The organism is Arthrobacter sp. B3I9 (assembly GCF_030816935.1).
GTDB lineage: Bacteria > Actinomycetota > Actinomycetes > Actinomycetales > Micrococcaceae > Arthrobacter.
On record NZ_JAUSYO010000001.1, the window covers coordinates 1184090 to 1196708 of the forward strand.

General features: G+C 65.3%; 12 protein-coding genes. 8 read left to right on the plus strand and 4 right to left on the minus strand.

Annotation, left to right across the window (positions count from 1 at the left end):
- Window positions 1-19: 19 nt before the first annotated feature.
- A complete protein-coding gene (locus tag QFZ65_RS05600) occupies window positions 20-433 on the plus strand; it encodes a co-chaperone YbbN (RefSeq protein WP_306908819.1) in 414 nt (137 codons plus the stop codon).
- 44 nt (window positions 434-477) lie between these two features.
- Here the strand turns inward: QFZ65_RS05600 and QFZ65_RS05605 are convergent, their stop codons facing one another.
- Window positions 478-756, minus strand: a complete 279-nt coding sequence (locus QFZ65_RS05605; protein ID WP_306908821.1) for a putative quinol monooxygenase — start codon at window positions 754-756, stop codon at window positions 478-480.
- A 102-nt stretch (window positions 757-858) separates the two neighbouring features.
- Between QFZ65_RS05605 and QFZ65_RS05610 the strand changes: the two genes are divergently transcribed.
- Window positions 859-2535, plus strand: coding sequence for an AMP-binding protein (locus QFZ65_RS05610; protein WP_306908823.1), 1677 nt, complete (start codon window positions 859-861; stop codon window positions 2533-2535).
- A 20-nt stretch (window positions 2536-2555) separates the two neighbouring features.
- On the opposite strand, the gene QFZ65_RS05615 is transcribed toward QFZ65_RS05610, so the two are convergent.
- Window positions 2556-3536 (minus strand): DNA-3-methyladenine glycosylase, encoded by a 981-nt coding sequence (locus tag QFZ65_RS05615; RefSeq protein WP_306908825.1) that lies wholly within the window; start codon window positions 3534-3536, stop codon window positions 2556-2558.
- A 229-nt stretch (window positions 3537-3765) separates the two neighbouring features.
- On the opposite strand from QFZ65_RS05615, the gene QFZ65_RS05620 reads away from it, so the two are divergent.
- Window positions 3766-4212: a VOC family protein gene (locus QFZ65_RS05620; RefSeq protein WP_306908826.1), complete on the plus strand. Its 447-nt coding sequence runs from the start codon at window positions 3766-3768 to the stop codon at window positions 4210-4212.
- A 9-nt stretch (window positions 4213-4221) separates the two neighbouring features.
- On the opposite strand, the gene QFZ65_RS05625 is transcribed toward QFZ65_RS05620, so the two are convergent.
- A complete protein-coding gene (locus tag QFZ65_RS05625; RefSeq protein WP_306908829.1) occupies window positions 4222-4974 on the minus strand; it encodes a FadR/GntR family transcriptional regulator in 753 nt (250 codons plus the stop codon).
- A gap of 195 nt (window positions 4975-5169) precedes the next feature.
- Between QFZ65_RS05625 and QFZ65_RS05630 the strand changes: the two genes are divergently transcribed.
- The 5 genes from QFZ65_RS05630 to QFZ65_RS05650 all read left to right on the plus strand — a co-directional run bounded on the left by QFZ65_RS05630 (window position 5170) and on the right by QFZ65_RS05650 (window position 11823).
- Complete coding sequence (locus QFZ65_RS05630) at window positions 5170-6702, plus strand: ABC transporter substrate-binding protein (RefSeq protein WP_306908831.1); 1533 nt, start codon at window positions 5170-5172, stop codon at window positions 6700-6702.
- A gap of 64 nt (window positions 6703-6766) precedes the next feature.
- Window positions 6767-7714, plus strand: a complete 948-nt coding sequence (locus tag QFZ65_RS05635; protein ID WP_306908833.1) for an ABC transporter permease — start codon at window positions 6767-6769, stop codon at window positions 7712-7714.
- 2 nt (window positions 7715-7716) lie between these two features.
- The gene (locus QFZ65_RS05640; protein ID WP_306908835.1) at window positions 7717-8577 is read left to right on the plus strand and encodes an ABC transporter permease; all 861 of its coding nucleotides are present in this window, start codon (window positions 7717-7719) and stop codon (window positions 8575-8577) included.
- 2 nt (window positions 8578-8579) lie between these two features.
- Entirely contained in the window at window positions 8580-10403 is a 1824-nt protein-coding gene (locus QFZ65_RS05645; protein WP_306908837.1) for an ABC transporter ATP-binding protein, read from the plus strand.
- A 10-nt stretch (window positions 10404-10413) separates the two neighbouring features.
- On the plus strand, window positions 10414-11823 hold the full coding sequence (locus QFZ65_RS05650; protein ID WP_306908840.1) for an amidase: 1410 nt from the start codon (window positions 10414-10416) through the stop codon (window positions 11821-11823).
- 8 nt (window positions 11824-11831) lie between these two features.
- Here the strand turns inward: QFZ65_RS05650 and QFZ65_RS05655 are convergent, their stop codons facing one another.
- Window positions 11832-12608: a FadR/GntR family transcriptional regulator gene (locus tag QFZ65_RS05655; protein WP_306908842.1), complete on the minus strand. Its 777-nt coding sequence runs from the start codon at window positions 12606-12608 to the stop codon at window positions 11832-11834.
- Window positions 12609-12619: the final 11 nt, after the last annotated feature.

The following is a 12619-nucleotide window of genomic DNA, read 5'->3' on the forward strand; positions in this document are numbered from 1 at the left end:
TCTCGCGTACCGTTGACCCATGGCTACCGTTGACATCACAGGTGAACAGTTCGCATCGACCGTTGAGGGCAATGACATTGTGCTCGTCGATTTCTGGGCGGAATGGTGCGGGCCCTGCAAGCAGTTCGGCCCTACGTACGCTGCAGTTTCCGAGAAGCACCCGGATGTGGTGTTTTCTAAGGTCGATACCGAAGCCGAGCAGCAGCTCGCAGCCGAGGCCGGCATAACGTCCATTCCCACGCTGATGGCCTTCCGCGAAAAGGTCCTGGTCTTCTCGCAGCCCGGCGCCCTGAATGCGCAGCAGCTTGAACAGGTGGTTGACGCGGTCAAGGCCCTGGACATGGAAGAAGTCCACGCCCACGTTGCCCGGTCACGGGCCGAGGCAGCCGCCGCCGCAAATACCCAGGACGGCACCCAGATCCCCGAAGCCTAGGCTTCCGGGAAGATCCCGAAGCCTAAACTTCCGGCGCCTGCCGGCTAGAGCCGCTCGACCCGGACCGGCTCGGCCAGCAGGGCGCTGAGGGACTCGTTGAGGTCCTGAAGCGCCGCGCCCCTGGAGTGCTTGTCCAGGTCGGCCTGTGAGGCCCACTGCTCGGTCAGCACCAGTCGCTCCTCGGTGGCCTCGGTGAGTTCGTAGCGGAGGCAGCCGGGCTCCCGGACCACGTCATCGATCGCAATCTCCAACGCGAGTTTCACGCGGAAGAACTCGTCCTCGTTCGGAATGAATATTGCTTGCAGGTCGATGGGTGCACTCATGGGATTCACAATACCGGGCCCGGCTGCGGAGCCCGGAAACATGTCATAGGACTTCCTAGCTTCGCTCTTCTTTTGCCGCTCCACTGTTGGTAGCGTCGCACCATGCTTGCTTACACGGCCGGGGACACTGACGTCCCGCTGCTCGAGGAAACCGTCGGGGACAACTTCGAAGCGGTTGTGCGGAAGTTCCCGCTCCACGACGCCCTGATAGAGGCCGCTCCCATACCGGGGGAGGAAGCACGCCGGTGGAGTTACACCAAACTTAACGACGACGTCGACCGCGTTGCCCGCGCGCTGCTGGCCTTCGGCATCGGCAAGGGCGAGCGGGTGGGGATCTGGAGCCCGAACTGCGCGGAATGGACCATCCTGCAGTACGCGACGGCGAAAATCGGGGCCATCCTGGTCAATGTCAACCCGGCTTACCGCAGCCACGAACTGGAGTTCGTGGTGAAGCAGAACGGCATGCGGATGCTGGTTGCGGCGCCGTCGGACCGGAACAGCGACTACACCACAATGGCCCGGCGCTCGCTGGCGAGCTGCCCCGAGCTGCGTGAGCTGGTCTTCCTGCCGGATGCCGGCCTCACTGAGCTCCGGGCCGGCGTGCCGGAATCCGAGGCTGAGTGGACCTACGCGGAACTGCTCAAGCGGGCCGACGACGTCGCGCACTCCGCCCTCAAGGCCCGCATGGCTGAACTTTCCCCGCACGACGCCATCAACCTGCAGTACACCTCCGGAACCACGGGGTTTCCCAAGGGCGCCACGCTGACCCACTCCAACATCCTCAACAACGGCTACTCGATCGGCGAGCTGCTGAAGTACACCGAGAACGACCGGGTGGTGCTGCCCGTGCCGTTCTACCACTGCTTCGGCATGGTGATCGGCAACCTGGCGGCCCTCAGCCACGGGGCCGCCACCATTCTTCCGGGCCGCGGCTTCACTCCTGCGGCGGCGCTGGAGGCGGTCCAGGACTTCGGCGGAACCTCGCTGTACGGGGTTCCGACCATGTTCATCGCCGAGCTGGCCCTGCCCGACTTCGCATCCTATGACCTCTCCACCCTGCGCACCGGGGTGATGGCCGGATCCCTCTGCCCGATCGAGGTGATGAACCGCGTGATCTCGGAGATGAACATGGTGGATGTGGCGATCTGCTACGGCATGACCGAGACCTCGCCGGTCTCCACCATGACCCGGAGCTCGGACACCATGGCCCAGCGCACCCAGACCGTGGGCCGCACCATGCCGCGGCTGGAAAGCCGGATCGTGGACCCGGCCACCGGGGAGGTGCTGCCGCGCGGCCCGATCGGGGAGCTGTGCACCCGTGGCTATGCCGTCATGAAGGGCTACTGGAACCAGCCCGAAAAGACCGCGGAGGCGATTGACCCCGAGGGCTGGATGCACACCGGCGACCTCGCCCGGATGGACGAGGACGGGTACATCGTGATCGAGGGCCGGATCAAGGACATGGTGATCCGCGGCGGCGAGAACATCTATCCGCGCGAGATCGAGGAATTCCTTTATACCCATCCGGACATCCAGGACGTGCAGGTGATCGGTGTTCCGGATGCCCGGTACGGGGAGGAGCTGATGGCGTGCGTGATCCTGAAGCCCGGGGCCGCGCCGCTGGACGCGGCGGGGGTGGCGGAATTCTGCCGCGGCAAGCTGGCGCACTACAAGATTCCGCGCTACGTCGACGTCCGGGAGAGCTTCCCCATGACCGTTTCCGGCAAGGTCCGGAAGGTGGAGATGCGGGAGGAAGCGGTGGCACGGCTGGGTCTCTAGCCGTACAGCGGAGCGCAGGCTCAGTGCCCGCGGTGGTCCTGGATGGTCATGCGCGCGCCGAACGTGGGCTTCCGGAAGCCGCTGAGCCCGATCATCCGCACCACGCGCTGCCGGTGGCCCGCCCACGGCGCCAGCAGGCGGAGCATGCCGGCGTCGTCCGTGCGGCGGCCGGTCAGCGCCGCACCCACGTACGCTGCGAGGTGGTAGTCGCCCACCGAGATCGAATCCGGGCAGCCGTGCGTGCGTTGCACCACCTCCGCCGCGGTCCAGACGCCGATGCCGGGCACCGCCTGCATTTTCGCCGCTGCTTCTGCAGCCGGTAGGGCGGCCAGGCGTTCAAGTGCGACGGCGGAGCGCAGCGCCCGCATGACGGTGGCGGACCGCTGGGGGCCCACCCCCGCCTTGTGCCATTCCCAGGACGGTATCCGCAGCCACTGCTCCGCGGTGGGCTGGACCATGAGGTTGGCCGGTGCCACGCTGCCGGCGCCGGGGGCCGGGGTCCCGAAGCGGTACATGAGGTAGCGGTAGCCGCGGCGGGCCTCGATGAGCGTGACTTTCTGCTCCAGAACCGTGGGCACCAGCGCATCAATAATCCGGCCGGTGGCGGGCAGCCGCACGGCCAGGTTCCTGCGGCGGGCCTCCGTGACCATCCGCGGGAGTGTGGCGTGGAACGCGGGCTCGTCGAAGCCGGTCCAGTCGTCGTCGCGCCCCAACATGCGGGGTACCGCCTCGACCGCAAAGGCTGCTCCCGGCCCCCACGCCAAGGCATCGACGGCTACATCCGCGCCGTGGCCGAGGGATCCCAGGCGCAGGCTCGCCGGACCGGCCGGCGTCGTGAAAGCCATCCAGAGCCCGTCCGGCGCCGTAAGGACGGAGGGATCGCCGTGGCCGCGGAGAAGGGGGCCGACGGTCTGCTGGAGGTCGAAGGGGCCGTCCGGGTGCCAGCGCAACGAGGCGTCCGCCGCGGCAGCCCGGGCCGCGGGGATCTCTGCGATGCTCATTCGGACATTTTCCCACGCCGGGCCCCGCACCGGGACCGACAGCCCGGGAACCGCATCCCAGGAACCTGAGTCCGGACGCCCCCGGGCGGACGGCCCTGAGGCGGACGGCCCTGGAACCAGAGGCCGGACGGCCCTGATCAACCCGACCGCCCGAGACTAAAATCCGGGTGTGGCGTGGACCGCCCGCGCCTAACTTTTTGGCCCTACTTTTGAATGTCAGGTGAGCGTGATGGCCGGAGGAATAGTCCACTTCGAGATCCCGGTGGACGACGAAGAACGTGCGGGGAAGTTCTACAGTTCGGCGTTTGGCTGGGAGGTTAACCCCATGCCGGAGATGAGCTACACCATGGTCAAAACCACTCCGACGGATGACAGGGGCATGCCGTCGACGCCGGGTTCCATCAATGGCGGCATGTTCCGGCGGGAGGGGAACATCACCTCCCCGGTGGTCACCGTGGACGTTGACGACATCGATGCGGCGCTCGAGAAAATCGGTTCCTTGGGCGGCAGCACCGTCCTGCCGCGGCAGGAGGTGGGCGGCATGGGCTGGGCCGCTTACTTCAAGGACACCGAGGGCAACGTCGTGGGGCTGTGGCAGAGCGCCGCGCCGGAAGGCGGGGCCGCCGAAGCCGCCGGCACCGGAACGGCGGCGGGAGCGAACGACATCGGCGCCTGAGCCCGGTACTCACCCCGACAGCGCTTGTAGTCCCCGTGTTCCTTCATCGTCCAGATACTCGGCAAAGTACGCGGATATAGCGCTCCGCGCCGTTTCGCCTGCCGCCGCGCTGTCGCCTGCCGCGATCGCATCAAAAAGGGCGCGGTCCCGCTCCAGGGCGCCCTCCATGGCCGAGAGTGAGTCCTCGGAACGCTGCATCCTGTCATTCATGAGGTTCAGGATGGAGCCCGCGACGGCTTGGCCGCAGACGCGCAGAAGGCTGTTGTGGCTGGCATCCCAGATCGCTGCGTGAAAGTCCAAATCAGCGCGGTTGAAGTCCTCGGAGCCATTAGCAACTTGGGCTTCCATGCGCTGGACGGCGTCACGCATCTGGTCCAACTGCTCCGGCGTGTGTAAGGCGGAGGCGAGTTGGCAGGCGGAACTCTCCAGCACGATGCGGAATTGCACGAGCTCGGACAGGGACAGCGACGCTATCCGTGCCGCCATGGTGAATGAGCGGCCCAATGTCTCAGGGGATACGGGCAGGACCACCGGGCCTCCGCGGCCACCGGGCTTGGAGGCAATAAGTCCCTGGCTCTGCAGCACCCGCAGTGCTTCGCGCACCGTGGGGCGGCTGACTGAGAGTTGGACCATCAACTCCCGCTCGCTGGGAAGGTGCTGTCCAGGCTTAATTTCCCCGGACAGGATCGCCTGCTCGATCTGCTCAACCACCCGCTGGTAAGTAAGGGTGGGGACCGCCGGCGTGAAGGTCACGCTATTCATGGGATGCCTTCCATCGTCAGGGAGGTGTTCACCAACCGAGCCCGTGTCAGCAAGCTTACGTCCGCAACCGGCCGTAACTGCAGAAATGGGACGCTAACTGGTAAGACCATTTTACTAAGTAGATACATATAGCTTATTGGCTGTTAGATTGGTCACGTTGACGGACACCTGCCGTCTCGTTCGAGGGAGAGACTTTTGCGCCGGAGTAATAACCACGGCCTGGCACTTGCAATTCTGCTTGCCGGCTCGTTGTCCTTGACCGCCTGCAACGCAGGTTCGGGCGCCACCGGTGGAGGAGGGGCTGCTGCGGCCACCGCAGACAAGTCAAAGGTCACCGTGGCACTCACCGGCGAGCCGGTGAACCTCGACTTCACCAAGACGGCCGGCGCGGCGATCCCGCAGGCGCTCATGTCAAACGTTTACGAAGGCCTGGTCAAAATCGACCAGGACGGCAAGATCGTGCCGCTGCTGGCCGAGTCCTGGACCGTGAGCCCGGACGGCAAGGTGTACACCTTCAAACTCCGTCAAGGCGCCAAGTTTTCCAACGGCGAGGCTTTTACTGCCTCTGACGTGAAGTTCAGCATCGAACGCGTGAAGTCCGATGCCTGGGTCTCGAGCCTCAAATCCAAGATGGACGTCGTCGATTCGGTCAGTGTTGTCAGTGACACGGAGGTCGCCATCGCGCTGAAGCAGCCAAGCAACGCGTGGCTTTTCAACATGGGCACTCCTGTGGGCGCAATCTTCGATCCCAGCGGCGTGGCGGACCTTGCCAACACCGCCATCGGCACGGGCCCCTATGACATCAAGGCCTGGAACCGCGGACAGTCGATTGAGTTCGCTGCCCGGGACGGTTATTGGGGGGAGAAGCCCAAGGTCAAGACGGTTTCCCTGCGCTACTTCGCCGACGCCGTCGCCACCACCAACGCGCTGAAGACTGGCGACGTGGACGTCGTGTACAACATGCAGGCTCCGGAACTGCTCTCCTCGTTCACGAGCGATTCGAAGTTCCAGGTTCTGGAAGGGACTTCCAACGGCGAGATCGTGCTGTCCATGAACAACAAGGTGGCCCCGTTCAACGACGTGCGCGTCCGCAAAGCCGTTATGTACGCCATCGACCGCCAGGCAGTCGTGGACACCGCTTGGGGTGGCTACGGGAAGGTGATTGGTGCCCCGGTGCCGCCGACGGACCCGTACTACGAGGACCTGAACAATCTGTACCCTCATGATCCTGCCAAGGCCAAGCAACTGCTCAAGGAAGCTGGCGCCGAAAACCTGGACATCACCTTTACCGTCCCGACCCGGCCCTATGCCACGGCTGTGTCCGAGATAGTGGTCTCCCAGCTGGCCGAGGTAGGCATTAAAGCTAAGATCGAGTCCGCCGAGTTCCCGGCCGTCTGGCTGGACAAGGTGTTCACCAAGCACAACTACCAGATGTCCGTGGTGCTCGCCGTGGAAAGCCGGGACCTGCTAACAATGTTCAATAACCCCAACTACTACCTGGGCTACGACAACTCAAAGATCAAGGACGTGGCAGCCGCCGCTGATTCAGCAGATGAGGCCGGCTATGCGAGCGGTATGAAGCAGGTGGTCCGTACGATCGCCGAGGACGCCGCGGCGGACGCGTTGTTCCTCTTCCCGAACATCGTGGTGGCAAAAGCAGGCGTCACGGGTGTCCCGGCCAACTCTGTTACCGAGGCCTTGGATCTCAGTGCTATCGGCTGGAAGTAGCATCGGGCCCGAGAATAAAAGCCGTCTATCGAGCAACTGACAGCAAACTGAAGGAGGAGCTGGCGTGGCAATCCGCTTGCTGATCAACCTGGCGCGGTTCCTCGGAACCTATGTGGCCGCGACGGTCCTGGTGTTCCTGCTCATGCGGGCAATTCCCGGTGACCCTGCCCAGATCGCCTTGGGCGTCAATGCCACGCCGGAACTGGTGGCCAGGACGCAGGCCGAATTCGGGACAGACCGTCCCCTGGTCACGCAGTATTTCGATTGGGCCTTCGGGCTGCCCTTCGGCGACTTCGGCATCTCCTACGTCACGCACCAGGACATCAGTCCTCTGGTCCTCGACAGGGTCCAGGTCAGCCTGATCCTCGTCCTCCTGGCCATGATCGTGGCCCTGCTGATCGCCATCCCGTTCGGAACGTTTGCGGCGGTCCGCCACCGCAATCCCAGCGGCATCCTCATCAGCGGGCTGAGCCAACTGGGCGTCGCCGTGCCGAACTTCTTGGCCGGCATCCTCCTGGTGGTCGTCTTTGCCGTTGGCCTGGGCTGGTTCCCAGCAAACGGCTGGACTCCGCCGGGCCAGGATTTCGGCGGGTTCCTCAGCCGGGTGTTCCTGCCCGTCCTGGCCCTCGCCTCCGTGCAGGGGGCCATCCTTACCCGCTATGTCCGTTCCGCGGTGATGGAAGTGATGAGCGAGGACTACTTGCGCACGGCGCGCTCCAAGGGATTGGGCCCGCTGGAAAGCCTGCTCAAGCACGGGCTTCGCAATGCGGCGATTCCCGTTCTCACGGTCACCAGCGTGCAATTGGCCGCCCTGATCATAGGTGCCGTGGTGATTGAACGGGTCTTTGTGATCCCGGGGTTGGGGTCCATGTTGCTCGACGCCGTGGGCAACCGCGACCTCCTCACCGTCCAGTCCGTGGTGATGGTCCTCGTGGCCATCACGTTGGTCATCAACCTGGTGGTGGATGTTCTCTACACGGTTTTGGACCCGCGCATCCGGAAGAAGGCTTAACCATGACCTCGATCCCTGCTTCCATCGCCCTCAAAAAGGGCGGACGCGCGAAGCCCACGGCCGCCCTGGTGGTCGGCGCCGCTCTGGTGGCCCTAGTTGTGCTGGCTGCCGTGACGTCCTTCATCTGGACCCCCTACGACCCCGTGCAGGCCTACCCCAGCCAGCGGCTCCAAGGCAGCAGTGCGGCGCACATCATGGGAACCGACCGCTATGGCCGGGACTTGTTCTCCGGCATCCTGCACGGTGCCCGCATCACTTTGCTGGTGGGCCTGATTGCAGTCGGAATCGCGTTGGCCGTCGGCACCCCGCTCGGCATACTGGCTGGCATGCGGCGCGGGGCAACCGAGGAAATCACCATGCGCGCCGCGGACATCCTCCTCGCTTTCCCGGCGCTGCTCGTCGCCATCATGTTCGGTGCAGTCTTCGGCGCCAGCACGGCGACAGCGATGCTCGCCATCGGCATCGGATCGATTCCCGGCTTCGCCCGGGTTGCGCGAAGCGGCGCCCTCCAGGTCATGAGCACGGAATACGTGCTCGCGGCCAAGGCATCGAGCCAGAGCCCGTTGCGGATTGCGCGCCGGCATGTGGTTCCCAATATTGCCGGGATGGTGGTGGTGCAGTGCTCCGTCACCTTCGCCATTGCGGTGCTGGCCGAGGCTGCATTGTCCTTCCTGGGCCTGGGCACGCCCCCGCCGGTGCCCTCGTGGGGCCGGATGCTGCAGGAGTCCCAGCAGTTCCTGGGCACCTACCCAATGCTCGCCGTTTGGCCGGGCGCGGCGATCGCTGTCGCCGTCCTGGGTTTCAATCTGCTTGGCGATGGTCTCCGTGACCTTTTTGACCCGAAACTGAACGGAGAGCGCTGATCATGAGCAACGCCGGAAAACCTGGTGCCTTGCTGGACGTGGAGGGCATGGATGTTTCCACCCGGGACCGGGTCCTGGTCAGGAATTTCAACCTCCAGATGCAACGCGGAGAGAGAATCGGCCTGATCGGCGAGTCCGGCTCCGGGAAGTCCATGACGGCGACGGCACTTATGGGGCTGCTGCCCGAAGGTGTCACTGCGTCCGGCTCCATCCGGCTCGGCGGAGGGGACGAGAACCTGGTCGCGGCCGCAGACTCACGGCTCCGCAAGATCCGTGGCAAGGACATGGCCATGGTGTTCCAGGAGCCGCTCACGGCGCTGAATCCGCTCATGAAGGTCGGCCCCCAGGTCGCCGAGATCATGACCAAGCACCGGACCGTGTCGGGCCGGGCCGCCGCCAATGCGAGGGCCGTTGAGCTGCTGGCCAGCGTGAAGCTGCCCGATCCTGCCGAGGCGGCCAAGGCCTATCCGCACCAGCTCTCCGGCGGGCAGCGGCAGCGGGCCATGCTGGCCATGGCGCTCGCAAACGACCCGTCGCTGCTGCTCTGTGACGAGCCGACGACGGCCCTCGACGTCACCGTCCAGCGGCAGGTTCTCGACCTGATCCTGGAGTCTGTCCAGCAGCGCGGCACCGGCCTGCTGTTCATCACCCACGACCTCTCCGTGGTGGCCAATATGTGCGACCGCGTCTTGGTGATGAACAACGGCCAGGTGGTGGAGGAGGGAACTACTGAGGACGTCTTCGCCCGCCCCGAGCATCCCTACACCCGCGGACTGCTGGCGGCGTCAGACCTGGACGCAACCGACGCCGACGGCCGGCTCTTCACCGTGGCGTCCGCCGCCGCGTACATTCCCCCGGCGCCGGTGAAGACGGCCAACAGCGGGGACCCGGGTGGAGAACCAACTCCCGTTGGGAAAGTGCAGGCCGGCAACACGAGCCCGACCGGTGACAGGCTACCCGGGCAGCCGGCTGGCCGTGGTGTTGAAGCCGCTGCCGCCACTGAACCGGTTATCAGCGTTACTGACCTGGTCCGCACTTATCACCGAGGCCGCACGTCGCTGTTCGGAAAACCGACTGAGGTCCAGGCCCTGCGGGGGATTTCCTTCGAAGTCGCGGCCGGGCAACGCTTCGGGGTGGTGGGAGAATCCGGCTCCGGAAAGTCCACACTGCTGCGCATCCTTGCCGGGCTGGACCAGCCGAGTTCCGGCAGCGTCCGGGTGGCCGGCAATGAAGTGGCCGGGGCCAAGGAAAGCCAACTGGCCCAGCTGCGCCAGCAGCTCCAGATCGTCTTTCAGGACCCCATGGGGTCCTTGAATCCCCGGATGCGGGTGCAGGACATCGTGGCCGAACCGCTCCTGGCCCCGGGGCAAAAGGTGGACAGCGCCCGTCAACGCAAGCTCGTCGGCGAGATGCTCCTCGCCGTCGGACTGCCAGTGGACGCGGCCGAACGCTTCCCGCATCAGTTTTCCGGCGGCCAACGGCAGCGCATCTCCATTGCGCGGGCACTGATCTGTCAGCCGCGGGTGCTGGTCGCCGACGAGCCGGTCAGCGCCCTGGACGTCTCCGTCCGGGCGCAGGTCCTGAACCTGCTGTCCGATCTCGTTGATGAGTACCAGCTGACCCTCGTGTTTGTCTCCCATGACCTGGGCGTCGTCCGTCATGTCTGCGACAACGTGGTCGTCATGAACAGCGGACAGATCGTGGAGACCGGCAGCACCGCGCAGATTTACGAACAACCGCGCCACGAATACACGCGCACCCTTGTCAACTCCTCAATGTCCCTACGTTCTGAACTGGCTGCGCGTGAGCCCACGCCTGCACGCTGAAAGGATCGTCATGTCACAGCTTTCGACCACAACGCTTCACAACCTTTCCGCCGGAGAGCTTGGCAGCGCCTATGCCGCCGGCCAGCTGTCTCCGGTCGAAGTAGCCGAAGCCGTGATCCAGCGGGTGGAAGAACGGGAACCTGTGCTGAACGCGTTCTACCGCTTCGATCCGGCGGAAGTACGGATGGACGCGCAGGCCAGTGAACGCCGGTGGCGGAACGGCACGCAGCGCGGCCCGCTCGACGGCGTGCCGGTAACCGTCAAGGAGAACATCGCCCGCGCCGGAGTGCCGATGCCGTCCGGCACCGCGCTCGCCGCGCCCAAAGTCCCCTCGGTGAATGCGCCCATCACTGACCGCATCCTCGAAAACGGGGCAGTGGTCCTGGGATCCACAACGATGCCTGACTGGGGAATGCTCTCGTCCGGGGTCTCGAGCCTGCACGGCATCTCCCGCAGCGCCTGGAATCCGGAATGGACCACGGGCGGCTCGAGCGCAGGCGCCGGTTCCGCCGCTGCCGCAGGTTACGGCCCGCTGCACGTGGGGACCGACATCGGTGGTTCCATCCGGCTCCCCGGCACGTGGCAAGGGCTCGCCACTCTGAAACCGAGTGCAGGGCTCATTCCGCTGGATGTGCCTTATATCGGCCGGGCGGCAGGGCCGATGGCCAGAAGCGTTGCCGATGCTGCCCTGTTCATGAGCATCCTCGCCAAGCCCGACATCCGCGACTACACCTCCCGGCCCTACCCGGCTATGGACTGGACCATGGGCGGGATTGGTGTTTCGTCCTTGCGGGTAGCCCTCCATACCGACGCAGGTGCCGGGGCTGTACCGGACCCTGAGGTACTTGCTGCGGTGGAGGCTGTGGCGGAGCTATTTGCTGCCGCCGGGGCCACCGTGGAGAGGATCGCTGCGTTCATCGACCAGGACATGATGGACGGGCTGGACAATTTCTGGCGGACACGCTCCTGGGCCGACTACCAGGCGCTGCCTCCCGTGGAGCAGGAGAAGGTCCTGCCCTATATCGCCCAGTGGTGCTCCGGCGGCGCCCGGTTCGACGGCGCGGAGACCATCCGCAACTTTGGTCGCATCGACCAGATGCAAAAGGCGGCGATCGCGGCCACGTCCGGCTTTGACCTCGTGATCTCACCGGTGGCCCCGATGGCCGCCTTCCCGGCCGAGCAGCCAATGCCCGTGGACGACCCCCACCAGACAATGGCCCACATTGCGTTCACCGTGCCGTACAACATGTCCGGCCAACCGGCAGCGACAGTCAACTGCGGCTTCACTTCGGACGGCCGTCCGATCGGAGTCCAGCTGGCCGGCCGGATAGGTGCCGACGACGACGTACTGCGCGCCGCTGCCTGGTACGAGGGCGAGCGCCCGGCGTCAGCCGTTCCTGACTGGCACCTGCTGGACTGAACTGGCCGCTATTCGCCGGGAGCGGCAGGAGTGCCGAAGGAGGCCAGGGCTGCCAGGGCAGCCCGGTCATCGTCGTGCAGCAGATGGCCGTAGTACTCGAAAAGGCTGCTCCGGGCCAGGTGCTCCGCCCGGTGGGCATCCCGCTCGCGGATGGCGTCGAAGACGTCGCCGTGGTGGGAGATGGTCCGCATCATCAATTGGCGATCGTCGCTGCTGTCCCGGATCGACGACGTGATGAGCTCCTCGATGGACTGGCGCACCGCGTCCCCGGAGACCTGGATCATTGCGTTGCCGCTGGACCGCGCCACGATGTCGTGGAAGTCCAGATCCGCCTGCCCGAACTCCTGCTGCCCGAGCCTCACGGCCTGCCTCATCCGGGCCATGGCTTTTTCCAGCTGCAGCAGGTCATCGGCGGTGCGCCTCGAGGCGGCGAGTGAATTCGCGGCCGATTCCAGGGTCATCCGGTAGATCAGGAGGTCAGCCAGGCTGGTCGATGACGCCTGGGTCAACCGGGTCATCATTTTGCGCAGGGGTGCCGCGGTGGGGGCCAGTATGACGGCACCCCGAGGGTCTCCGGGCCGCGCAGCAACGAGGCCGTTGCTTTCCAAGACGCGCATGGCCTCGCGGACGGAGGACCGGCCGACCTCAAACTGCGTCACCAGCTCGCGTTCCCCTGGCAGCCGGTCGCCGGTCTTGAGGTCGCCGCTGATGATCGCCTGCTCGATCCGGTCCACGATCTCTTCGAAAGCGCGCTTGGTTTTCACCGGCGGCGCCTGATCTGTCACGTGCGATCTCT

Excerpts from the sequence above, each read along its gene's own strand:
- QFZ65_RS05645 (WP_306908837.1), top strand. The coding sequence starts at position 8,580 with ATGAGCAACGCCGGAAAACCTGGTGCCTTGCTGGACGTGGAGGGCATG.
- QFZ65_RS05640 (WP_306908835.1), top strand. The coding sequence starts at position 7,717 with ATGACCTCGATCCCTGCTTCCATCGCCCTCAAAAAGGGCGGACGCGCG.
- QFZ65_RS05605 (WP_306908821.1), bottom strand. The coding sequence starts at position 756 with ATGAGTGCACCCATCGACCTGCAAGCAATATTCATTCCGAACGAGGAC.
- QFZ65_RS05600 (WP_306908819.1), top strand. The coding sequence starts at position 20 with ATGGCTACCGTTGACATCACAGGTGAACAGTTCGCATCGACCGTTGAG.
- QFZ65_RS05610 (WP_306908823.1), top strand. The coding sequence starts at position 859 with ATGCTTGCTTACACGGCCGGGGACACTGACGTCCCGCTGCTCGAGGAA.
- QFZ65_RS05625 (WP_306908829.1), bottom strand. The coding sequence starts at position 4,974 with ATGAATAGCGTGACCTTCACGCCGGCGGTCCCCACCCTTACTTACCAG.
- QFZ65_RS05615 (WP_306908825.1), bottom strand. The coding sequence starts at position 3,536 with ATGAGCATCGCAGAGATCCCCGCGGCCCGGGCTGCCGCGGCGGACGCC.
- QFZ65_RS05620 (WP_306908826.1), top strand. The coding sequence starts at position 3,766 with ATGGCCGGAGGAATAGTCCACTTCGAGATCCCGGTGGACGACGAAGAA.
- QFZ65_RS05650 (WP_306908840.1), top strand. The coding sequence starts at position 10,414 with ATGTCACAGCTTTCGACCACAACGCTTCACAACCTTTCCGCCGGAGAG.